The organism is Streptomyces vilmorinianum, from assembly GCF_005517195.1.
GTDB lineage: Bacteria > Actinomycetota > Actinomycetes > Streptomycetales > Streptomycetaceae > Streptomyces > Streptomyces vilmorinianum.
Genome location: NZ_CP040244.1, coordinates 1,437,832 through 1,460,838 on the forward strand (window position 1 = coordinate 1,437,832; position 23,007 = coordinate 1,460,838).

19 protein-coding genes and 2 tRNA genes are annotated in these 23,007 nt (G+C 72.0%); 16 read left to right on the forward strand and 5 right to left on the reverse strand.

The features are described from left to right. The first annotated feature begins 63 nt into the window (after positions 1 to 63). Positions 64 to 669: an SCO2584 family spore wall biosynthesis protein gene (locus FDM97_RS06735; RefSeq protein ID WP_137989339.1), complete on the forward strand. Its 606-nt coding sequence runs from the start codon at positions 64 to 66 to the stop codon at positions 667 to 669. Between the two features lie 97 nt (positions 670 to 766). Beyond that, positions 767 to 1,846, forward strand: coding sequence for an SCO2583 family membrane protein (locus FDM97_RS06740; protein ID WP_137989340.1), 1,080 nt, complete (start codon positions 767 to 769; stop codon positions 1,844 to 1,846). Here FDM97_RS06740 and FDM97_RS06745 read toward each other — a convergent pair. Beyond that, entirely contained in the window at positions 1,831 to 2,991 is a 1,161-nt protein-coding gene (locus tag FDM97_RS06745; RefSeq protein ID WP_137989341.1) for a M48 family metallopeptidase, read from the reverse strand. The two genes, FDM97_RS06740 and FDM97_RS06745, sit on opposite strands and share 16 nt — an antisense overlap. 212 nt (positions 2,992 to 3,203) lie before the next feature. Here FDM97_RS06745 and FDM97_RS35690 point away from each other — a divergent pair, with 212 nt between their 5' ends. From FDM97_RS35690 to FDM97_RS06770, 6 genes are all read left to right on the forward strand, one after another. Next, the gene (locus FDM97_RS35690; protein WP_175439045.1) at positions 3,204 to 3,365 is read left to right on the forward strand and encodes a hypothetical protein; all 162 of its coding nucleotides are present in this window, start codon (positions 3,204 to 3,206) and stop codon (positions 3,363 to 3,365) included. 52 nt (positions 3,366 to 3,417) lie between these two features. Beyond that, complete coding sequence (nadD, locus tag FDM97_RS06750; protein ID WP_137989342.1) at positions 3,418 to 4,038, forward strand: nicotinate-nucleotide adenylyltransferase; 621 nt, start codon at positions 3,418 to 3,420, stop codon at positions 4,036 to 4,038. A 19-nt stretch (positions 4,039 to 4,057) separates the two neighbouring features. Next, entirely contained in the window at positions 4,058 to 5,773 is a 1,716-nt protein-coding gene (locus FDM97_RS06755; protein WP_137989343.1) for an LCP family protein, read from the forward strand. A gap of 80 nt (positions 5,774 to 5,853) precedes the next feature. Next, positions 5,854 to 6,291, forward strand: a complete 438-nt coding sequence (gene rsfS / locus FDM97_RS06760; protein ID WP_137994698.1) for a ribosome silencing factor — start codon at positions 5,854 to 5,856, stop codon at positions 6,289 to 6,291. Further along, positions 6,288 to 6,941 carry a histidine phosphatase family protein gene (locus FDM97_RS06765; protein WP_137989344.1) on the forward strand — a complete coding sequence of 218 codons (654 nt, stop codon included), beginning with the start codon at positions 6,288 to 6,290 and terminating at the stop codon, positions 6,939 to 6,941. Before rsfS ends, FDM97_RS06765 begins: the two co-directional genes overlap by 4 nt. Positions 6,942 to 7,026: 85 nt before the next feature. Next, a tRNA-Ala gene (locus FDM97_RS06770) sits at positions 7,027 to 7,099 on the forward strand. A 47-nt stretch (positions 7,100 to 7,146) separates the two neighbouring features. Here FDM97_RS06770 and FDM97_RS06775 read toward each other — a convergent pair. After that, a complete protein-coding gene (locus tag FDM97_RS06775; RefSeq protein WP_137989345.1) occupies positions 7,147 to 7,998 on the reverse strand; it encodes a helix-turn-helix transcriptional regulator in 852 nt (283 codons plus the stop codon). 111 nt (positions 7,999 to 8,109) lie between these two features. Between FDM97_RS06775 and FDM97_RS06780 the strand changes: the two genes are divergently transcribed. After that, positions 8,110 to 9,543, forward strand: a complete 1,434-nt coding sequence (locus FDM97_RS06780; protein ID WP_175439047.1) for an MFS transporter — start codon at positions 8,110 to 8,112, stop codon at positions 9,541 to 9,543. A gap of 188 nt (positions 9,544 to 9,731) precedes the next feature. Then, a complete protein-coding gene (locus FDM97_RS06785; protein WP_137989347.1) occupies positions 9,732 to 9,965 on the forward strand; it encodes a hypothetical protein in 234 nt (77 codons plus the stop codon). Here FDM97_RS06785 and FDM97_RS06790 read toward each other — a convergent pair. Continuing rightward, positions 9,944 to 11,170, reverse strand: coding sequence for a glycosyltransferase 87 family protein (locus FDM97_RS06790; RefSeq protein WP_137989348.1), 1,227 nt, complete (start codon positions 11,168 to 11,170; stop codon positions 9,944 to 9,946). The genes FDM97_RS06785 and FDM97_RS06790 overlap by 22 nt on opposite strands. 120 nt (positions 11,171 to 11,290) lie before the next feature. Here FDM97_RS06790 and FDM97_RS06795 point away from each other — a divergent pair. Next, a tRNA-Ala gene (locus FDM97_RS06795) sits at positions 11,291 to 11,363 on the forward strand. A 74-nt stretch (positions 11,364 to 11,437) separates the two neighbouring features. Here the strand turns inward: FDM97_RS06795 and FDM97_RS06800 are convergent. After that, positions 11,438 to 13,015: an NADH-quinone oxidoreductase subunit NuoF family protein gene (locus tag FDM97_RS06800; RefSeq protein ID WP_137989349.1), complete on the reverse strand. Its 1,578-nt coding sequence runs from the start codon at positions 13,013 to 13,015 to the stop codon at positions 11,438 to 11,440. Further along, the gene (locus tag FDM97_RS06805; protein WP_137989350.1) at positions 13,012 to 14,145 is read right to left on the reverse strand and encodes a hypothetical protein; all 1,134 of its coding nucleotides are present in this window, start codon (positions 14,143 to 14,145) and stop codon (positions 13,012 to 13,014) included. Before FDM97_RS06805 ends, FDM97_RS06800 begins: the two co-directional genes overlap by 4 nt. Before the next feature lie 489 nt (positions 14,146 to 14,634). Between FDM97_RS06805 and leuS the strand changes: the two genes are divergently transcribed. The 5 genes from leuS to FDM97_RS06830 all read left to right on the forward strand — a co-directional run bounded on the left by leuS (position 14,635) and on the right by FDM97_RS06830 (position 22,981). After that, a complete protein-coding gene (leuS, locus tag FDM97_RS06810) occupies positions 14,635 to 17,502 on the forward strand; it encodes a leucine--tRNA ligase (protein WP_137989351.1) in 2,868 nt (955 codons plus the stop codon). A 158-nt stretch (positions 17,503 to 17,660) separates the two neighbouring features. After that, positions 17,661 to 18,452 (forward strand): hypothetical protein, encoded by a 792-nt coding sequence (locus FDM97_RS06815; protein ID WP_137989352.1) that lies wholly within the window; start codon positions 17,661 to 17,663, stop codon positions 18,450 to 18,452. Between the two features lie 69 nt (positions 18,453 to 18,521). Further along, a complete protein-coding gene (locus tag FDM97_RS06820) occupies positions 18,522 to 19,367 on the forward strand; it encodes a DegV family protein (protein ID WP_137989353.1) in 846 nt (281 codons plus the stop codon). A 108-nt stretch (positions 19,368 to 19,475) separates the two neighbouring features. Continuing rightward, positions 19,476 to 20,519, forward strand: coding sequence for a ComEA family DNA-binding protein (locus FDM97_RS06825; protein ID WP_137989354.1), 1,044 nt, complete (start codon positions 19,476 to 19,478; stop codon positions 20,517 to 20,519). Continuing rightward, positions 20,516 to 22,981, forward strand: coding sequence for a ComEC/Rec2 family competence protein (locus tag FDM97_RS06830; protein ID WP_137989355.1), 2,466 nt, complete (start codon positions 20,516 to 20,518; stop codon positions 22,979 to 22,981). Before FDM97_RS06825 ends, FDM97_RS06830 begins: the two co-directional genes overlap by 4 nt. Positions 22,982 to 23,007: the final 26 nt, after the last annotated feature.

Consider the following 23,007-nt stretch of genomic DNA (forward strand, 5'->3'; position numbering starts at 1 on the left):
ACGGGCAGGGATAGTTCGCACTCTCCCTGCCCAAAACCACCTTCCACGTCTACTCTGAAAAGCGTGCCGGACGACGTGGGGGGCAAGCCGTTCCCGGACGGCGGGGACCCTGAGAACTCTGTCGACCGCGGAGGCGCCGACGAGGACTTCGCCACCGTGGTGTTCGACGAGGACTTCGTACGGGCCGCCGAGGTCCATGAGCCGACCGCTGTGGAGCGCCTCCTCGCGGCCGCGCAGGCGCGCGCCGAGGCCGAGGCCGCCCGCGCCAGGGCCGGCGGAGGCCCCGGCGACGACGAGCTCCACGAGAACGGCTACGACCCCTCCGACCCCTTCGCCGGCCCGTACGGCGAGGAATACGACCCGGACGACCCCGACGACGACTCCGGGCCGTACGGACGCCACGGCGGCGCCCTGCGCCCCTACCGGGGCAGCGCCCGCTGGCACCGGCCGGTCGCCTGGGTACTCGCCCTGGTGATGGGCGTCGGCATGGTCGCCCTCGCCTTCACCGCGGTCTACCGCGGCGCCTCCGCCAACCGCCAGGACCAGGTCCCGGCCCCCGCCACCACCGGCATCGACAAGCCGCGCGCCGTCCCTCCCGCCGTCACCGCGCCCTCGGCCTCCGCCGAGTTCTCCGCGCCCCCCGTCTCCGCCGTTCCGCGCACTCCCTGAGCCCCCGGGCGGGCGCGAACGCCCGGCGTCGGAAATCTTCGGAACTTGTCGTGTACCTGGGCGTTTACCGGGGCTCCGGCAGACCTACTCTGAAGGTATGGCAGGGCGTGGCGACCCGCCTGAGGGGCCCGTACCCGACCCCGGCGGTGGTGAGGACGAGTACCGATCCGTCGTCTTCGACGAGTCGTTCGTCCGCGCTGCCCGGCTCCAGGAGTTCTCCGCCGAGGAGCGGATGGGCGAGCACTCCCAGGCCGTACGCTCCCGCTCCACATGGGAGGCCCGGAGCGGCTCCCGCCAGGCCTTCATGCTGGTGCTGCTGATCCTCCTCGCCTTCGGAACGGCCATCTACCTCGGCGTCCGCAACCCCTACCAGCCCCCCGTCGACCAGCGGGCCGAACCGCTGCGGATCACCATGGTCCCCCTCGCCCCGAAGGGCCCGGTGGCGGGTGGCGAGCCCGCCCAGCTGTTCGCCCACAGCCCCGCCGCCGAGTACCGCACCGGCGCCGCCGGCATCAACCTCCCGTCCGTCGGACGCACCACCCACTTCTCGGAGAGCCAGGTGGTCACGGCCCTCACCATCGCCAAGGACTACCTCGTGGCCTCCTCCCTGGAGCCCGAGGTGCTGTCGGGCGCGACCGTCCGCCCCGCCCGGCTGCTGCTCGACCCCGACCAGCTGGCGCAGTTCGACCGGAGCGTCGAGTCCTCGCTCGACGACGGCCGCCACGCGGTGGCCGGCTGGCTGGTGCGGTTCGACCCGGACGAGGTCGCCCTCGCGGACACCACGGTCCGCGTCCAGGGCACCCTCCGCTTCGCGGAGACGGGCGCCGACATGCTGGAGGTCACCGCGGACCACACCTTCACCTACGCCCTGCGCCCCGCCGCCTCGGGCGCCGGTCCGGTGAGCCAGGCCTCCCTCTTCACCGTCCACCGCGAGATGCACTTCCGCTTCGACCGGGAGGACCTGCGGATGCACCGCGCCGAACTGCTGACCAGCACCGTTCAGGCCGGTCCGCAGGCCTGCGCCGCCGACACCGACGGGGCCCTGCGTCCGCTCCTGGCGGGCGAGCGGGCCTCCGCCGCCGGCGGTCCGGCGGTCACCGACCCGTATGCCACGGGCCGGCCCGCCGTCTCCTCGCTCTGTGGAACCCTCTCCCCGAGCGCTCAGCCCTCGCTCTGACCGAAGCCGCTGCCGCTCTCGGCGCTGCCGGCGCTGCCGCTCCCGCCGCCCGTGGTGCCGCCGTCGCTCCGTGAGGCCCCGCCGCCGAACCGGCTGCGCAGCTTCCCGCCGAGGTCGCCAGCAAGGTCGCCCGCGCCACCGGCTATGTCGCCGACCAGCTTCATCAGCGGATCCTTGCTCGTGCGCACCGATTCGGCGTAATGCCCGGCGGATTCCCTGAAGGAGTCGGTCACCGAGGTGTCCTTGTCCTCCGAGCGCCGCGGGTAGTGCCCGTCCATGATCCGCTGGTAGTCGCGGGTCTCGGACCACTTCTTCAGCTCGGCCGCCCGGACGGTGGTGAACGGGTGCGTGCGCGGGAGCATGTTGAGGATCTTCAGGACGGAGTCGCGCAGGTCGCCGCCCTTCTCGTACTCGTCGGCCTGGGCGAGGAACGCGTCCACGTTCATCTCGTGCAGATGGTTGCCGCCGGCCAGCTTCATCAGGCCGCGCATCGAGGCCTGGAGATCCTGGCCGACCAGGAGACCGGCCCGGTCCGCGGACAGCTCGGACTTGCGGAACCACTCCCGCAGCGCCGTCACGATCGTCATGATCGCGACATTGCCCAGCGGGATCCAGGCGACCTTGAGCGCCAGGTTGGTGAGGAACAGCAGGATCGTGCGGTAGACGGAATGACCGGAGAGCGCGTGGCCGACCTCATGGCCGACGACCGCCCGCATCTCCTCCTCGTCGAGCAGCTCCACGAGGCCCGTGGTGACCACGATGATCGGCTCGTCCAGGCCGATGCACATCGCGTTGGGCTTCGGGTCCTGCGTGACGTACATCGGCGGGACCTTCTCCAGGTCCAGGATGTAACACGCGTCCCTCAGCATGTCGTTGAGGTGGATGAACTGGGCGTCGCTCACCCGCACGGAGTCGGAGAGGAAGAGCAGTCGCAGGCTGCGCTCGGGCAGCAGTCCGCTGAGTGCCTTGAAGACCGTGTCGAAGCCGGTGAGCTTGCGCAGGGCGACGAGCGCCGAGCGGTCCGCGGGATGCTCGTAGGCCCGTGAGGAGATGCCCGGGAAACGCTTGCGCCGCCTGCTCGGCACGTTCCCCTCGTGATGGTCGGCGCTGCCGCCGTTGTCGGCGTTGTCGGTCTTCTTGGTCATGGATGCCCCCTGTTCGTACGAGACCTGCTCGTCCCCCTGACGAATCCCAGCCTAGGCGCTGGGGCTACGGAGCGACGGAGCCTGTGGATATCTCGGGCACTGTGGACAACAACGACGACAACGACTGAGTCGGCGTGAGCGTGCCCGGAAGCCCCGCATACGATGTGCGCGAAGTCTCCGCTCCCACCCCCGATCGATAGGTCCTGTTGAAGATGAGCCTCCACAGCACCGCCGCCAACCTGGTCACGCTCGCCGAGGGCGCCGAGCACGGCGGCAACCACGACAGCCTCAGCCCTTACCTCACTGGTTTCGGCGCGCTCGGTGCGCTGCTTCTGCTGCTGTGGATCACCACCCGTTTCAACCGCGACCGCTGAGCCGGCGACCGCAGAACGGGTGCCCGCTGCCGTGCCAGTAGGCTCTGCACGCATGGGAGAGCAGGAAATGCCTACTGGCGGGCGCGGCAAGCGCCGACTCGGCGTGATGGGCGGAACGTTCGACCCGATCCACCACGGGCACCTGGTGGCCGCCAGTGAGGTGGCCGCCCTGTTCCACCTCGACGAGGTGGTGTTCGTGCCGACCGGGCAGCCGTGGCAGAAGAGCCACAAGGCCGTCTCGGCCGCCGAGGACCGCTATCTGATGACGGTCATCGCCACGGCGTCCAACCCGCAGTTCTCGGTCAGTCGTATCGACATCGACCGCGGCGGACCGACCTACACCATCGACACCCTGCGGGACCTGCGCTCCCTCAACAGCGACTCGGACCTCTTCTTCATCACCGGGGCCGACGCGCTGTCGCAGATCCTCACGTGGCGCGACGCGGAGGAGCTCTTCTCCCTCGCCCACTTCATCGGCGTCACCCGCCCGGGCCACGACCTCACGGACGACGGACTTCCCAAGGGCGGGGTCTCGCTCGTCGAGGTTCCCGCGCTCGCGATCTCCTCCACCGACTGCCGGGCGAGGGTCGCGCAGGGCGACCCGGTCTGGTATTTGGTCCCGGACGGTGTGGTGCGCTACATCGACAAGCGCCAGTTGTACCGCGGCGAGTGAGCCTCGGAGAGGGGCACCGGTGAACGATCAGAACCCGTACGACCCGTACTACCCGCAGCCGCAGATCATCGGCTACGACGAGTACGGGCAGCCGGTGTACCAGCAGGTCCCACCGCAGGCACAGCAGCAGTACGACCCGTATGCCCAGCCGCACCAGCAGCAGTCGCAGCCGCACCAGCAGCGGCCTCAGCAGCCTCAGCAGCAGGGATACGGCTACGACGCCTACGGGCGGCCCATCCAGCCCCAGGCGCCGCAGCAACCCCAGGCACCCCAGCAGCCGCAGTACGACCCGTACGGGCAGCAGCAGGGGTACGACCCCTACGCCTCGTACGACACCGGGCAGCAGTGGGCCGTCCAGGGCGAACCCGGACGCGCGGCCGCGCCCGCTCCGGCCACCCCCGCCGCCCCGGTGGCCGCCCCCGCCGGCGTGCCCGGCCCGCGCCCCGCACCGGACGGCGGCGGCGACGGCCGGGACTACCGCACCGAGCAGTTCTCGTTCATCGAGGAGCCCGACGAGGACTCCGAGGACGTCATCGACTGGCTGAAGTTCACCGAGAGCCGCTCCGAGCGGCGCGAGGAGGCCAGGCGCCGCGGCCGCAACCGGGTCGTCGCCCTGGTCGTGGCCGTCGTCCTCGCCGCCGTCGGCGGTGTCGGCTACCTCTGGTACGCGGGCAAGCTCCCCGGGATCTCCGGCGAGGAGCAGAAGCAGAACACCGCGACCGGCCCGCAGAAGCGGGACACCATCGTCGTCCATCTCCACGACCTCAAGGGCGGCGGCACCTCCACCGCCCTGCTGGTGGACAACGCCACGACCAAGCAGGGCAGCACCGTCCTGCTCCCCAACGCGCTCTCCGTCGCCAACGACGAGGGCTCCGCCACCACACTCGCGAAGTCCGTCGAGGACGACGGCTCCAGCGGCACCCGCGAGGCGATCGGCAACCTCCTCGGCACGAAGATCACCGGCACCTGGCGGCTCGACACCCCGTACCTGGAGAACCTGGTCGAGCTCGTCGGCAACATCGACCTCACCACCGACACCGCCGTGCCCAGCGACAAGAAGGGCGAGGAGCCACTCGTCACCAAGGGCGAGAACCAGACGCTCGACGGCCGCGCCGCCGTCGCGTACGCCACCTACCGCGGGCCCGGCGAGGCCGAGGCCAAGCAGCTCCAGCGCTTCGGCCAGGTCATGTACGGGGTGCTGCGGAAGATGTCCGACGACCCCAAGGCCGCCACGATCACCGTCGAGAGGCTCGTCCAGATTCTCGACCCCTCCCTGCCGGAGAAGGATCTCGGCGCCTCGCTCGCCAAGCTGGCCGAGCACGCCAAGGTGGGGGACTACAAGACGGCGCTCCTCCCGGTGGAGCAGGACGGCTCGCTGAACGAGGGCGCGGCCGACAGTGTGGTCAAGGACATCCTCGGCGGCAAGGTCAGCGCCCCCGAGCAGGGTGGCGCGGTCCGCGTCTCACTGCGCGACGCCACCGGCAAGGACGCCACCGAGGCCGCCAGAGTCGTCCTGATCAACGGAGGCTTCTCCTTCGTGGGCGGCGCCAAGGCGCAGACCGAGGCGACATCGCAGGTTCTCTACGGTGACGACGCCCAGAAGGCGACCGCGAGTGAGGTGGCCAAGACCCTGGGCCTGCCGGACAGCGCGGTCAAGAAGGGCAAGGCCGCCGGAAACGCCGACGTCACGGTCGTCCTGGGCGAGGATTACAAGATCCCCGGGGGCAAGCAGTGACCTGCTCGTAATGGTTTGCGGGGCGGTCGGCGGTACGTGAGACCCTTGATGTGTCTCTGACCGCCGACGAAAGCCTGCTTGTGACCGCCACGGATCGTTCCATCGAGCTCGTCAACGCCGCCGCCCAGGCGGCGGCCGACCGGCTCGCGCACGACATCATCGCGTACGACGTCAGCGATGTGCTGTCGATCACCGACGCCTTCCTGCTCGCCTCCGCACCCAACGACCGCCAGGTCAAGTCGATCGTCGACGAGATCGAGGAGCGGCTCAACAAGGAGCTCGGCGCCAAGCCGGTGCGCCGCGAGGGCGACCGCGACGCCCGCTGGATCCTCCTGGACTACGTCGACATCGTCGTCCACGTCCAGCACAGCGAGGAGCGGGTCTTCTACGCCCTGGAACGGCTGTGGAAGGACTGCCCCGAGCTGTCTCTGCCCGAGGACGCCCTGAAGACCCGCGGCAAGGCCGCCGAGCACGCGGCGCTGACCGGCGCCGACGGGACGGACGGTGAGCTGAGCTGAGCGCCACCAAGGGCGGCAGCGGCCGCCGTATCGTCCTGTGGCGTCATGGCCAGACCTCCTGGAACCTGGAGCGCCGCTTCCAGGGCTCCACGGACATCGAGCTGACAGAGACCGGCGTCGCCCAGGCGCGCCGGTCCGCCCGGCTGCTCGCCTCGCTCAAGCCGGACGCGATCGTCGCCTCCGACCTGAAGCGTGCGGCGGCCACCGCCGCCGAGCTGGCCGCGATCACCGGCCACCCCGTCGCGCACGACTCCGCCCTGCGCGAGACGTACGCGGGGGAGTGGCAGGGGCTGACCCACGACGAGATCGTGGCGCGGTACGGCGAGCAGTACGCCGCCTGGAAGCGCGGCGAGCCCGTGCGCCGGGGCGGCGGCGAACTGGAGACCGAGGTCGCCGACCGGGCCGCCCCGGTGGTCCTGGACCACGCCGACAAGCTGCCCGAGGACGGCACGCTCGTCGTGGTCAGCCACGGCGGCACGATCCGCACCACCATCGGCCGGCTGCTCGGCCTGGAGGCGCACCACTGGGAGGGCCTCGGCGGGCTCTCCAACTGCTGCTGGTCCGTCCTCGGCGAGGGCGCCCGGGGCTGGCGACTCCTCGAGCACAACGCCGGCACGCTGCCCGAGCCGGTCCTCGGAGACGACGACTGAGCCGCTGTCGGACCCGGATTTCACTTTCCGGCAGGTCACAGGCTAAAGTTCTTCTTGTTCGCAGCGCGGAGCGCGAAGAACACGAGGGGCTATAGCTCAGTTGGTAGAGCGCCTGCATGGCATGCAGGAGGTCAGGAGTTCAATTCTCCTTAGCTCCACAGTCACCGAATCCCGTCCCCACCAGGGGGCGGGATTCGTCGTTTCGTCAGTCCCCCCGCAGCCTCTCGATCGCGCGGCGGCTCTCCTCGTCGTTGGGCGTGTACGCCACGATCCGGCACTCCGGCATTCCGTTGATGGACAGCGACACCGAGGTCATCCGGACCTCGCCCACGAGGTCGTGCCGGAAGGTCTTCACCCGGGTCCCGGGCGGCACGACGTCCCCGCTCCGCCAGAGCCGCTCGAACTCCGGGCTCGCCTCCGAGAGCCGCCGGATGAACGACTCCCAGGCGGGCTCGCCCACATGGCGTCCGTAGGCACCGCGCGTCTGGGCCACCATCAGGGGCAGTTCGAGGCGCTTGTCGACCACGGGACAGGCCGGGTCGGGGATGGTGAAGAGCGTCCACAGCACATTGCGTATGCCGAGCGGATTGCGCACCGGGTCGTGCGCGGAGGGCAGGAACAGCGCCTCGTACGTGGAGTTGGTCGCCAGCACGTCGTACCGGCTGTTGTAGACCACCGCCGGGTGCGGGGCGAGGGCGTCCAGGATGCCCTGTATCTCCGGACTGACCACCTCCACGTCCACGGCTCCGTGGTCCGGCGCGAACGGCACCTCCGCCAGGTGGTACAGGTGCTCGCGCTCGGGACGGTCCAGCCGGAGCGTGCGGGCCACCGCGTCGAGCACCTGGGAGGAGGCGTTGATCGGACGGCCCTGTTCCAGCCAGGTGTACCAGGTGACACCGACGCCGGAGAGCTGGGCGACCTCCTCGCGGCGCAGACCGGGCGTGCGGCGGCGCAGGCCGGGCGGCATGCCCACGTCCTCAGGGGTCACCCGGGCCCGGCGGCTGCGCAGGAACGCGGCCAGTTCGAGCCTGCGGCGCCGCCGTGTCGGTGCTGCCATAGTCGTCACACCCCCATGGTCGAGTCCCCGTGCCGCCGTTGCCAGGTGGTGTCAGTACCAGCATCAGCGGGCTCTCGTTACCCGTATCGAATCGTCGTCACGCTGCGGGACATGACGACGACCACAACACGTCCCGTACTCAGTAAAGACGGTGGCACCGACAGTCGGCCGCGGCTGCTGCTCGCCGTGGTGCTCGCCGCGCAGTTCATGGCGCTGCTCGACGTCTTCATCGTCAACGTCGCCGCCCCCACCATCCGTACCGAACTGGCCGCCTCCGGAGCCGGACTTCAGCTCGTCATCGCCGGATACACCATCACCTACGCGGTGTTGCTCATCACCGGCGCCCGCCTCGGAGACCGGCTCGGCCACCGGCGGACGTACCTCGCCGGACTCGCCGTCTTCACCGGGGCCTCGCTCGCCTGCGGGCTGGCCGCGGGAACCGGCCAGCTGGTCGCCTTCCGGCTCGTCCAGGGCGCCGGAGCGGCCCTGATGATCCCCCAGGTGCTCAGCCTCATCCAGCGGAACTTCGCGGGGGAGGGCCGCGTCCGCGCGCTCAGCGCCTACGCCGCCGTGCTGGCCACCGGCGCCGCCGCCGGACAGGTCGCGGGCGGCATCCTCGTCAGCGCGGATCTGTTCGGCAGCAGCTGGCGGCCGGTCTTCCTCGTCAACGTCCCCATCGGTCTGGCGCTGCTGGCCCTGGGCGCCCGGGTGCTGCCGCGCGACGCCCGCACCGAGCCCGAGCGCGCCCGGCCCCTCGACCTGCCCGGACTGGTCCTGCTCGCCGCGGCCGTCTCGCTGCTCACCGTCCCCCTGGTCCTCGGGCAGGAGCAGGACTGGCCGCTCTGGTCCTGGATCTCGCTCGCGGCCTCCGTGGCGGTCTTCGCGGCGTTCACCGCCTACGAGTCGCGGCTCGCCCGACGCGGTGGCGCTCCGCTCATCGCCCCGCGCGTCCTGCGTATCCCCGGCATCGGACAGGCCGCGTTCCGGATCGCCGTGGCGATGGCCGTCAATGCCGGCTTCCTGTTCACCCTCACCCTGCACCTGCAGGGAGGCCTCGGGCACAGTGCCCTGCGGGCCGGTCTGACCTTCGCGCCGGCCGCCGTGGTCTTCGGCGCGATCGGCCTGACCTGGCGTCGCTGGCCCGCCCGCGGACAGCGCTTCCTGATCCCGGGCGGATTCCTGCTCGCCGCGGCCGCCGCGTGGGCCATGGGCGGTCTCCTCGCGAACGGCGAGGCGGGCGGCTGGATGCTCTATCCGGCACTCGCCGCCATGGGCGCGGGGCTCTCGCTGGCCTTCAGCCCCGCCCTGACCGGCGCGCTGGCCGGCGTACGGCCCGAGGACGCCGCCGACGCCAGCGGTCTGCTCGCCACCGTCACCCAGCTCGGCCAGCTGATCGGCGTCGCGACATTCGGCACACTCTTCCTCGGCCGACTGCACGCGCCCGGGGTTCAGGCCTCCGCCGACGCACTGTGGGGATGCGCCCTCGCGCTGGCCGCCGCTTCGATCTTGGGCGCATCGGCCGGCCTGGTACGCCGAGCTCGCTGACCCTCTTGCGGGGCCATGGCAGAATCGGACGGCCGGAGGGGGACGAAGTTCCGGACGGGAGGGAATGTGCGATGGCCGCCAGCGGTGCCGAGGATGCCGAGACCGATGCCGTCGCCGGGCCGACCGTCGGCGACAACGGCGGAGTGTCCTATGCGCGCACGTCCTGCGGCCACAGCTGGAGCTGAGTGATGGGTGCACACAGGCGGAAGTGCGACTGGTGCGGCAGTGGGACGCCCATTGTCCGCGACATGGACCCGGTCAACACCGAGTACCAGTACTGGTGCGAGGAGTGCGCGCGGGCGCTGATCATAAAAGGCGACCCGATCGAGACCTACCGCGAGCTCGAGGGGGAGCCGATCTACGGACGGCTCCTGGACGAGCACTGCACCCTCAAGCGGTTCTACTCCTTCGCCACGGCCTGACGCCACCGCTGGAGGGCGTAGCCCAGGAACAGCGCTGTCACGGTCAGCGGATAGACCGCGGAGAGCAGCATCTGACCGGCGTTCTGGTCGAGTTCGGGGCGCCCCGGGTCGTGCGGCACCCACCACAGGGCGAACGAGGCGAAGGCCAGCGCCACCGCCGCCACCGTCCATCCCGGCCGCACGCGCTCGCGGCGGTCCACGAGCAGCACCAGCAGGGGGACGCACCAGACCCAGTGGTGGGACCAGGAGATCGGGCTGATCATCAGCGCCGTGATCGCGCAGGCGATCACGGCCAGGGCCTTGTCGCCGCGCAGCGCGGCCCGTACGGCGAGCACCATCGCCGCGCCACCGAGCAGGGCCGCGGCCGGCGCCCACCACATGCCGGGGTCGTCGGTGTGCATCAGCCGGGCCAGCACCCCGCGCAGCGACTGGTTGGCGGTCTCCTCGGCGAAGCCGACCCGGCCGGTCTCGAAGAGCGTCTCGGTCCAGAACCGCTGGGAGTCGTACGGCAGGATCACCGCGCTGACCAGCGTCGTCCCGAGGAAGACGGCGGTCGCCGTGGCGGCCGTGCGCAGCCACTGGTTCCAGCGGTCGTCCCGGCGCCACAGGAGCAGGCCTGCGGCCAGCAGGAGGACGACGAACAGGCCGGGTGTGAGCTTCACCGCAGTCGCCAGACCGATGCCGACGCCCGCCCAGCGGTTTCCCTCCCGGCGTGTGAAGTCCCACAGCACCGCCACCGCGATGAGCAGGTTGATCTGTCCGTACCGCAGCGTCGTCCAGACCGGCTCGCTCCAGACCACGACGGCTGCCACCAGGAACGTGAGCTGCCACAGTCGCGTACGCGAGAGGGAGGGGCGGACCAGCTGCAGCGAGAGCTGCACCAGCGCGATCACCAGGAGCAGGTTCCCGGCGGTGGCGAGCGTGCGCATCAGCGGGACGCTCACCAGCGTCAGCGGGACGAACAGCAGCCCGGCGAAGGGCGGGTACGTCATGGCGAGGTTCGCCGTGGTGGCGCGCATCGCGTAGAGGTCGCCGCCGGCCCGGACCGTCTCCCCCTCGGCCCGGTAGACCATCACGTCGAGCATGTTCACGTGGGCGAGGCGCTGCGCCACCCAGAAGGCTATGAACGACACGAGACAGGCCGCCGCGGCGGTGGCGAGAGGCCACTGGCGGGCACGGGTTCTGGCGAGCACGGACACGGTCACAGAGGGGGACCCTACCTGTCACCCTCGGACCGCCAGGGAAACGATTTGGTGATCCCCCGGGGAGCCGGTTAATGTTCTGTCTGTCGCCGCGGGGGGAACCCGGAACGGGGCGGACAGCAAGGGGCTATAGCTCAGTTGGTAGAGCGCCTGCATGGCATGCAGGAGGTCAGGAGTTCAATTCTCCTTAGCTCCACAGGAAGAAGAAGCGGATCATCCGAATCGGATGATCCGCTTCTTCGTTTTCAGCGGCTCAGGGGCTCAGGTGCGTCAACCCCGGCCGCTGCCCAGTGCCTTGCGGCCCGCGCCCGGCGGCAGGGCCGGCCGCTCCTGGGGCGCCTGCTCGACCCGGAGCGCCAGCGCGGGGCAGCGGCGCACGGCCCGCTGAGCCCGCCCCCGCAGATGCATCGGCACGGAAGCGTCGGCGAGCACCGGAAAGCCGTCAGGGCCCATCCTGATCAGCTCCGGCACGATGTCCGCGCACAGCCCGTGCCCTTGGCACAGCGTCCAGTCCACGGCCAGCTTCTCGCCGCTCGGAATCGACTCTTCCGCGTCCTCGTAACCCGGCGCGGGCAGCGGCAGGACCCCGAGGGTCGGCCGCCCGCAGCCGCCGTCGAGGACATGGGCGGCCAGATCGTCCGTGAAGGCCGAGAGCGTCGAGGCGAAGAAACGCGCCGAACCGTCCGGGTGCTTGCACGCCCCCCGGCCCTTCACCGCCTGGGTGACCTCCCGCAGCGCTTCGAGCGCGGCCGGACCACCCCCGTTCATCACGTCCGAAAGACCACCGGCCGCCGCGGGAAGACCGAGCCGGCACGGCCCGCACTGGCCGGCGGTCTCCGCCGCGAGCCAGTTCGCGACCCGCAGCGACTCCCCGAGCGGGCACGTCTCGGGACCGATCGGCAGGATCGCCCCCGCTCCCAGGGCGCCGCCGACGGCCGCCAGGGACGCGCGTGAGACGACGGCGTTGTCGACCCCGACCGAGTCGATCCAGTTGCCGTGGTACCCGCCCGTGAGGACGCCCTGGGGGAGTGGCGGGGCCCCCGCCAGCTGGAGGACGTACCGCAGCGGGACGCCTGTGGGCACCTCGACCACCATGGGGCGCGCGACCGCCCCTGAGATGGTCAGCATGACCGTGCCGGGCTCCGAGTCCAGACCGGTGTGGCCGTAGCGGTGCGGGCCGATCCGGGCGGCCACGGCGAGCTGCGCGAACGTCTCTGCGTTGGACAGCAGCGTCGGCGCACCGCCGACCCCCGACTCCGCCGCGCGCTCCCGCCGGCCGGCCGGCAGGGCGGGTCCGCCGCCCACCGCCCGGATCACCGCCGACGCCTCTCCGGAGACCATGCGCTCGGGAGTACGGACGACACGCGCGCGTAGCGCCTGTCCGCGCCGGTCGGAGAGCCCGCGTTCGGCGAGCGCCGACCGGATGGAGATCTCCGTGGAGTTACGGGTGACGGCCACGATCAGCGTCCGGGCACCGAGCGCCTCCGCGGCCAGCAGGGCCCCGTCCAGGATCAGGTGCGGGGCGCGGTTGAGCAGCACCGTGTCCTTGCGGCAGGCGGGCTCGCCCTCGCTGCCGTTGACCACCACCACGGGGCGTATCCCACGGCGGATCGCCGCCTGCGCGACGGCCCGCAGCTTGCGGCCGAACGGAAATCCGGCGCCACCGCGCCCGTTGAGGGATATCTCGTCCGCGAGCTGCGCGAGCCGCTCACCGCTCACCGGATCCAGCGGCCCGTGCACCTTCAGGTGCATGGCGAGACCGAGCCGCTCGACCAGGTCGAAGCCCTGGGTGAGCTGCGGCAGCCCGACCACGCGAACCTCGGGGACGTCGGGGAGCGGGGCGTTCACGGGCGGTCTCCTGCGGGTGCGGTCCAGGGCTCACCCGCGGGGGGTGGGCTGGTGTAGGTCGGCATCGGGGGTGAGGGCGCGGGCCAGTAGCCGGGTCGGGGAGAGGGGTCGGGTACGACGGGGAGCTCCTCGGTCATGGGGATGCGTTCGGCGAGCGGGGCGTCGCCTTCGGGGAGGTACGGGGCGGGGTCGGGCGCGGGCGCGGCCCGCGACATCGCGCGGTAGGCGGCCGAGAAGCCGGCGGAGAAGCCGGGGCCGGTGCGCGGGGCCGGGGGAGCCGACTCGTACGGCTGGGGAGCCGCCTCGAACAGCTGCTGGCGCGGAATGGGCGGGGGCGGGGACAGGGTCGGGCGGGTGGTGGGGCGGTCCAGCCACTCGGCTGACACGGTGGGGGGCTCGTAGCGGCTCTCCTCCGCCGCTTCCGCGGGGTCCTCGGGCCGGTCGGGCCTCTCGGACTCCTGGGTCTCCGCGCGGCCTTCCAGAGACATCAGGAGCCCCGCGAAACGGTCCGCGAGCGCTCGCTGCTTGGCGGCGGGCAGCAGCCGCAGGGACACGGCCGCGCCGACCGCGGTCAGCGCCAGGCAGTACAGGACGACGACCCAGGTGGCCGCCGGCCGTCCCGCGTACAGACCGTGCATCAGGGCGAAGCACCAGGCCGGGTACGCCAGCATGTGCAGCGGCCGCCAGCGGGCGGCGAACTGGCTGCGGCCCGCGAGCGTGCTGCGCAGGGCGCCGGTCGAGGCCGCGACGATCATGAGCAGTCCGGCGAGCGAGCCGAAGCCGATGAGCGCCGACGTGCCCGTGACGCCCAGGCCGAAGGGGATCAGCGCGCCGATCGGCTCGACATGGCCGAGGGAGACCTTGACCGTGCCGTGCAGCAGCAGAAAGCCCAGGGCGGCGACCGCGGTGGCGCGGTGGACGCCCTGGGCGAGCAGCCGGTGACGCGTGGAGAGCAGCAGTCGGTCGGTGGCTATCAGGCCCCAGGCGACCGACGCGGTCAGGGACACCAGCGACAGCACGCCGCTGGTGAAATCGAGCGCGGCCCGGAAACCGTCACTGCCGCCGATGGCGAGCAGCGGAATGATCACCAGTGCCGCGACCGAAAGCCCGCCCTGAACCGGCCGGCTCATACCGGTTCGCAGGGCGGGGGAAGAGCGGATCTTGCGATGAGGGTTCATGGGGGCGACTCCGAATGGTGCGGATAAGCGGTCCCGTTGCCGCATGCTAAGTCGCCCCATACCGGCTGGTAGGTGGTTTGCTCGTTTACGGGACGCGGGACCGCTTACTGACTCTGGGGTTGCCCCGGATAGAGGCGATACGCGGAGTAACCCGGGCGCCTCGGGCGCACGGCGAGGCGTGGCGCGGGCATCGTGGCGTGCCCGCCCGAGCGCGTGGGCCACGGGGCGGAACGTCGGTGCGGCCCGCTCGGGCCCTGCGGTACCCTGACGCCATGCGTGCCGTACGCCTCCTGCTTAGCGAGCCGCGCTGATCATTCCCGACGGATGAAAGATCCGGTCGGAATCGGCGCGGCGTCCCCTCCTGTGCGAGGGGATTTTTCATTTCGTGGCAGTGCAGTTCGCGGGCAGTGGGCAGAGACGATCGATGGAGCTTCAAGGATCATGAGCGAGATGAATTCGGCTGCCGAGACGGCGGCCCCGCATCGTTATACGGCTGCCATGGCCGCCGACATCGAGGCACGCTGGCAGGATTTCTGGGACGCCGAGGGCACCTACGAGGCGCCGAACCCGACCGGTGACCTGGCGGGCGATCCGGCGATCGCGGCCCGGCCCAAGAAGTTCATCATGGACATGTTCCCGTACCCCTCGGGCGCGGGCCTGCACGTCGGCCACCCGCTGGGCTACATCGCCACCGATGTCTTCGCCCGCCACCAGCGCATGACCGGCCACAACGTGCTGCACACCCTGGGCTTCGACGCCTTCGGCCTGCCGGCCGAGCAGTACGCCGTGCAGACGGGCACGCACCCGCGCGTGTCCACCGAGGCCAACATGGAGAACATGAAGGTCCAGCTGCGCCGGCTGGGCCTGGGCCACGACAAGCGCCGGTCGTTCGCCACGATCGACCCGGAGTACTACAAGTGGACCCAGTGGATCTTCCTGCAGATCTACAACTCCTGGTACGACGTCGAGGCGAAGAAGGCCCGCCCGATCGCCGAGCTGGTCGAGCAGTTCGAGAACGGCACCCGTGAGGTCCCCGGCTCCACGCGCGCGTGGAGCGAGCTGAGCGCCGCCGAGCGCGCCGACGTCCTGGGCGAGTACCGCCTGGCGTACGCCTCCGACGCGCCGGTCAACTGGTGCCCCGGCCTGGGCACCGTCCTGGCCAACGAGGAGGTCACCGCGGACGGCCGCTCCGAGCGCGGCAACTTCCCCGTCTTCAAGGCCAAGCTGAGCCAGTGGAACATGCGGATCACCGCTTACGCGGACCGTCTGCTGGACGACCTGGACGGGCTGGACTGGCCCGAGGCCATCAAGCTGCAGCAGCGCAACTGGATCGGCCGCTCCGAGGGCGCCCGCGTCGACTTCCAGGTCGGCGAGGCCGGCGCGATCACCGTCTTCACCACCCGTCAGGACACCCTGTTCGGCGCCACCTACATGGTGCTGGCCCCGGAGCACGACCTGGTCGAGAAGATCGTCCCGGACGCGTGGCCCGCCGGCACCCACGACGTGTGGACGGGCGGCCACGCCGGCCCGGCCGACGCCGTCGCCGCGTACCGCAAGCAGGCCGCCTCCAAGTCCGACGTCGAGCGTCAGGCCGAGGCCAAGGACAAGACCGGCGTCTTCACCGGCGCGTACGCGACCAACCCGGTCAGCGGCGAGCAGGTGCCCGTCTTCATCGCCGACTACGTCCTGATGGGCTACGGCACCGGCGCCATCATGGCCGTCCCCGCGCACGACACCCGTGACTTCGCCTTCGCGCGCGCCTTCGAGCTGCCCATGCGCTGCGTGGTGGAGCCGAGCGACGACCGCGGCACCGACCCGTCCGCGTGGGACGACGCCTTCTCCTCCTACGAGGCGAAGCTGGTCAACTCCGCCAACGGCGAGATCTCGCTGGACGGCCTGGGTGTCGTCGACGCCAAGGCGAAGATCACCGCCTGGCTGGCCGACCGCGGCATCGGCGAGGGAACGGTCAACTTCCGGCTGCGCGACTGGCTGTTCAGCCGCCAGCGCTACTGGGGCGAGCCCTTCCCGATCGTCTACGACGAGGACGGCGTCGCGCACGCGCTGCCCGAGTCGATGCTGCCGCTGGAGCTGCCCGAGGTCGACGACTACTCGCCGCGCACCTTCGACCCGGACGACGCCGACACCCGGCCCGAGACCCCGCTGTCCCGCAACGAGGACTGGGTCAACGTCACCCTGGACCTGGGCGACGGCCCCAAGAAGTACCGCCGCGAGACCAACACCATGCCCAACTGGGCCGGTTCCTGCTGGTACGAGCTGCGCTACCTGGACCCGAACAACTCCGAGAAGCTGGTCGACCCGGCCATCGAGCAGTACTGGATGGGCCCGCGCGAGGGCATGCCGACCGGCGGCGTCGACCTGTACGTGGGCGGTGCCGAGCACGCCGTACTGCACCTGCTGTACGCGCGGTTCTGGTCCAAGGTGCTGTTCGACCTGGGCCACGTCTCTTCGGCCGAGCCGTTCCACAAGCTGTACAACCAGGGCATGATCCAGGCCTTCGTCTACCGTGACGCGCGCGGCATCGCCGTGCCGGCGGCCGAGGTCGAGGAGCGCGACGGCGGCTACTGGTACCAGGGCGAGAAGGTCAGCCGCGTCCTGGGCAAGATGGGCAAGTCCCTGAAGAACGCCGTCACCCCGGACGAGATCTGCGCCGAGTTCGGCGCCGACACCCTGCGCCTGTACGAGATGGCGATGGGCCCGCTGGACGTTTCCCGCCCGTGGGACACGCGCGCGGTGGTCGGCCAGTACCGGCTGCTGCAGCGACTGTGGCGCAACATCGTCGACGAGTCGACCGGCGAGGCCACGGTCACCGACGCCGAGCCCGACGAGGACACGCTGCGTGCCCTGCACAAGGCGATCGACGGTGTCTCCCAGGACATGGCGGCGATGCGCTTCAACACCGCCATCGCCAAGGTCACCGAGCTGAACAACCACCTGACCAAGGCGGGTGGCGCGGTCTCGCGCTCGGTCGCCGAGCGGCTGGTGCTGCTGGTCGCCCCGCTGGCCCCGCACATCGCCGAGGAGCTGTGGCGCAAGCTGGGCCACACCGACTCGGTCGTCCACCAGGACTTCCCGGTCGCCGACCCGGCGTACGTCGTGGACGAGACCGTGACCTGCGTCGTCCAGATCAAGGGCAAGGTCAAGGCGCGCCTGGAGGTCTCCCCGTCGATCACGGACGCGGAGCTGGAGGCGCTGGCACTGGGCGACGCGAACGTGGTCGCGGCGCTGGGCGGCGCGGAGATCCGCAAGGTGATCGTCCGCGCGCCGAAGCTGGTCAACATCGTCGCCTGACGGCGCGCGGCGAGGCCCCGACAGCTCTGACGGCGGGGCTATGAGGGGTTTCCCCTACGGGCAGGTTGGGGGTTCCGATGGAACCCTCGGCCTGCCCGTTCCGTTTACGGTGGAAGAACAACAGCTGAGGTAAGCCGACCCACGCCGGAGGCGCGCACATGGAAGCCGCGATTGTGATCATGGCGCTGCTCTTCTTCGCCTTCGTGGCGCTGGGCGTGTACGCGACCGTGAAGGTGGTCAAGGCCGCCAAGCGCGGGGTCGACCGCACCATCAACCACGCCCGGCGCACGGTCGAGGACACGACCCTGCGCGCCAAGAGCTACGGCCAGGGTGGGGTCGCCGGCGAACTGGCCCACCTGCGGCTCTCCCTGCGCACCTCGATGCGCGCGACGCAGGACGCCCTGCAGGCGGGCGTCGTCGAGGACGCGTCGCTGAAGGAGTCGCTCGAACTGTTCCGGCGGCTCAGCGCCCACGGACACGAGCTGGACGAGGACCTCAAGCGCCTGGAGCGGGAGCCCGACCGGTCGAGGGTGGCCGCGCAGCTCTCCGCGCTGCGGGAGCGTACGGAGCGGATCACGCACTCGGCCGACTCGCTGCGCTGGGCGGCCAGGGACCGGGCCCAGAAGTTCGCGGAGGACGACCTCAGCTCGCTGAGCGCGCAGATCGACATGGAGGCGGGTGCGCTGCGCCACTGGTCGGGGGCCGCCGAGCAGGACCCTGCCTCGGGGGACTTCGCGTGGCCCGAGGCGGGCGCCGCCGCGCCGGAAGCAGCGCGGGAGCAGGTGTGGCCCGCGGAGGCGGAAGCGAACGCGCAGGCGCCTGCGGAGGCCGCCGGGCGCCCGGACGCACCGGCCCAGGGTCAGCAGCCGCCGCCGGCGATCACGGCGCGCGATCCGCGTCGGACCGCCTACCCGTGGGAGAAGTCGGCGCGGCCCGAGACCACCAACTGACGCCGCGCATCGCTCGGCGAGCGGGGGCCGGGCTGCCGTAGGGCGGCCCCGGCGGGTAACCTCCCGCTCATGTCCCGGCATGTCGCGATCGTCACCGATTCCACGGCCTACCTGCCAGCCCAGACGATGGAGCGGCACGGCATCACCGCGGTCCCGCTCACCGTCGTCATCGGCGACAGGGCGCTTGAGGAGGGGACCGAGATCTCGGCCCGCTCGCTGGCCCAGGCCCTCCAGAAGCGGCGGCCGGTGACCACCTCGCGGCCGGGCCCCGAGGTCTTCGCGGCGACCTATCGCGCCGCGGCCGAGGCCGGGGCGCGGGGCATCGTCTCGCTCCATCTCTCCGCCGAGTTCTCCGGGACGTACGACGCCGCCGTGCTGGCGGCGAAGGATGCTCCTGTACCGGTCCGGGTGGTCGACACCCGGATGGTGGGGATGGCGCTCGGCTTCTGCGCGCTGGCGGCCGCCGAGGTCGTGGACGCCGGCGGCTCGATCGACGAGGCGGTCGCCGCGGCCGAGAAGCGGGCCGCCGGGACCTCCGCCTTCTTCTACGTCGACACGCTCGACTATCTCCGCAGGGGAGGGCGGATCGGTGCCGCCCAGGCGCTGCTCGGCTCCGCGCTCGCGGTGAAGCCGCTGCTGCAGCTCGACGGAGGGCGGATCGAGCTGCGCGAGAAGGTGCGGACCGCGTCGAAGGCGATCGCCCGCCTCGAGGAGATCGCCGTGGAACGGGCCGGTTCCGGCACGGTCGACATCGCGGTGCACCATCTCTCCGCGCCCGAGCGGGCCGCCGCCCTGGCCGACCGGCTGCGGGAACGGGTACCGGGCATCGAGGAGTTGCAGGTCAGCGAAGTGGGCGCGGTCATCGGAGCGCACACGGGCCCGGGGCTGCTCGCTGTCGTGATCTCGCCCCACTGACGCATCGGATCCCTCGTGTGAGTGACGGGATTTTCCACAACTCGGCGCTTGTCCACTGAAATTGAGGCATCTCGGCAGGTTCGGACAGATGTGCCTACCGTCCTGTCCATGGCTCTTCGCACACATCTCGCAACACGTCACGCAACACGTCACGCAACGACGACCACAGCCGCGCCCTCGGTGAGGAGGGCGGCCGCGTCCAGCGGTCCGGGCCGCGCGCCCGGATCGGACGGGCGTACCCGCATCGGCGGACGGGGCTCGCCTCCCGCGCGAGCACGGCGGCGGGCGCGGGCGAGACACACCGTCGCGGCGAGCGGTGCCGCCGTACGGCGTCGAGGAGAGGCGCTGTTCCCGTCCGCGGCGCCGCCCGCCGTACCTCCACCCAGGGTGGAGTGGGGCGCCGCGGAGGTGGCGGTTCCACCCGGAGCGCGGGAGGAGGTGGCGGGGCCGGGGCGGTGGGAACGGCTGAGGCTCGCGCTGAGTGAACGGCTGCCGGTGTGGGTGCAGTCCAGGTGCGGCCTCGAACCGCGGACGCTGGCCGCCCTGGCCGTGGTCCTGGTGGTGGCCGCAGGCTTCGCCGGCCGGTACTTCTGGACCGGGCGGCCGGAGACCGTCCGGGCGCCCGAGATCGTACGCGCGGCGCCGCTGCCGGAGAGCGGGGCTTCTCCGGCGGTCTCGGCGGAGCCGACGGCAGGGGCGCCACCATCGGCGGTCGTGGTCGATGTGGGCGGCAAGGTGAGGCGGCCCGGAGTGCTGACCCTGCCGGCCGGATCGAGGGTCGCGGACGCACTGCGCGCGGCCGGAGGGGTCCGGCCGGGCACGGACGTCACCGGACTCAACCGGGCCCGGATCCTCATGGACGGCGAACAGGTCGTGGTCGGTCTGCCGGCGACGGCCGTCGGGGGCACGGCGGGTGCGGGTGCGAGTGCGGGGTCAGGGGGGCCGGCCGGTGGGCGGGCGGCTCCGCTGAGCCTCAACTCGGCGACGGTGGAGCAGCTCGACACGCTGCCCGGGGTCGGACCCGTTCTTGCGCAGCACATCGTCGACCACCGCACGGAGCACGGCGGGTTCCGGTCGGTCGCCGAGCTGCGCGAGGTCAACGGCATCGGCGAGCGCCGGTTCGCCGACCTCGCCCCTCTGGTCCGGCCGTGAGCGCGCCCGCCCCGCCCCACGGCGGACAGGAGGAAGGCCCGGCCGACCTCCGGCTCGTGCTGCCGGCGTTGGCGGCCTGGGGAGCGGCCGCGCTGGCGGTGGGCGCCACCGGGTGGTGGGTCTTCGCGGGAGTGCTCACCTCCACACTCGGCGCCGCGGTTCTGCTGGCGACGGTAGTGGCTCGGGGGTCACCGGCCGGGCGTGGGCTCAGGGCCACCGCGGGTGCGGCGGTGCTGCTCTGCGCGGCGGCGGGTGCCGCGTCGGGCGGGCTGCACGCGGCGGATCTGAGGCGCGGTCCGGTGCCGGGCCTTGCGGCCGAGTACGCACGGGCGGACGTGGAGGTGACGGTCACCTCCGATCCACGACTCACCCGGCCCCGGATCCGAGGCGACCGGACGGCTCCGGTCTCCGTCGTCCTGGACGGCGAGGCGACGCGGATCGAGGCGCACCACGGAGCGGTGCACCGGACCAGGACGCCGGTCCTGCTGATCGTGCCGGCCGGGGGAGCCCAGCGGGAGTGGCTGGGGCTGCTGCCCTCGACCCGGCTGAGGACGACAGCTCGGCTCGCACCACCGCTGCGCCCGGAAGACCGGTTCGCGGCGGTGCTGCGGGTCGACGGGGCCGGGCCACCACGGATCACGGGGCCGCCGAGCGCCGTGCAGCGCACGGCCGGGGAGCTGCGGGCAGGTCTGCGGCGCGCGACCGACGGTCTCGCGCCGGACGCCCGGGCGCTGTTGCCCGGACTGGTCGTCGGTGACACCTCCCGCATCGAGCCGGAGCTGAGCGACGCCTTCGAGGCGACGGACCTCACACACCTCCTTGCCGTGTCCGGGTCCAACCTCACGATCGTGTTGCTGCTTCTCATCGGCCGGCCGGGCGCCGCCATGCGGGCCGAGCGCGGCGGACTCGCGCCCCGGCTCGGGATCCCGTTGCGGTCGACCGCGCTGATCGGGGGAGGTCTCACGCTTGCCTTCGTCATCGTCTGCCGACCCGATCCGAGCGTGCTGCGGGCCGCGGCCTGTGGCGCGGTCGCCCTGCTCGCCATCGGTACGGGGCGCCGCAGATCGCTGATCCCCGCGCTGGCGGCCGCGGTGCTGATGCTCGTGCTCTACGACCCCTGGCTGGCACGGAGTTACGGCTTCCTCCTCTCGGTCCTCGCCACGGGGGCGCTGCTCACGATCGCGCCGCGGTGGAGCGAGGCGCTGCGGCGGCGCCGGGTGCCGGACAGGCTCGCCGAGGCGCTGGCCGCGGCCTTGGCGGCGCAGGCCGTGTGCGCGCCCGTGGTGGCGGTCTTCGCCGCCCGGGTGAGTCTGGTCGCGATCCCCAGCAACCTGCTCGCCGAGCTGGCCGTCGCCCCGGCCACGATCCTCGGGTTCGCCGCGCTCGCCCTGGCCCCGGTCTCGCTGCCGGCCGCCGAGCTGGTGGCGAGGATCGCGGCCTGGCCGGCCGGCTGGATCGCCGGCGTGGCCCGCACCGGTGCGGCGCTGCCGGGCGCCGAGGCCTCCTGGCCGGGAGGCTGGTGGGGCGGGCTGCTGCTGGCCGGGCTCTTCGGCCTGATGGCCCTGGGGGCGTGGAGGCTGCCGTACCGGCGGAGGATCGCCGTGGGCTGTGTCGTTCTGCTGCTGCTCGCGGTGGTGCGGCCGCCACCGCTGACCCGGCTGGTCACCGGATGGCCGCCGCCGGGTTGGGCGTTCGCGATGTGCCAGGTGGGTCAGGGGGACGCGACGGTGCTGTCGGCCGGCGGGGACACGGCCGTGGTCGTGGACGCGGGGCCCGATCCGGCGCTCGTGGACCGCTGCCTCCACGACCTCGGGGTCCGCCGGATCCCGCTGCTGGTCCTGACGCACTTCCATGCGGACCATGTCGCGGGACTGTCCGGGGTGCTGCGCGGCCGGACGGTCGGGGCGATCCAGACGACCGGGCTGGAGGAGCCCCAGGGGCAGGCGGCGTTCGTGCGGCGGACGGCCGCCGCGGCGGGGGTCCCCGTCGTACCGGCGGGGCCGGGGGAGCGGCGGCGCGTGGGCCCGCTGGAGTGGCAGGTGTTGTGGCCCCGCGTGGCTCCCGAGGCGGTGCGGGCGGAGGAGGCCGGGCCGAACGACGCCAGCGTGACGCTGCTCGTGCGGACTGCGGCAGGACTGAGCCTGCTCCTCCTGGGAGACCTCGAACCGCCCGCCCAGCAGGGCCTGTTACGGGCGTACCCCGCGCTGGCCCCGGTGGATGTGCTCAAGGTCGCCCACCATGGCTCCGCCCACCAGGACCCCGGGTTGATACGGGCGGTCCGGCCGAGGCTGGCGCTGGTGTCGGCCGGGCGCGACAACCCGTACGGCCATCCTTCGGCCCGGACGGTGCAGGCGCTGCGGGCCGGGGGAACGGAGGTGCTCCGGACGGACCGGGACGGAGCGATCGCGGTGACGGGGGCCGGCCAGGGGCTCGTGGCCGTGCCGAGAGGGGGTGAGGGGTGAGGATCCTTGTAAAGGAATCTTTCTAA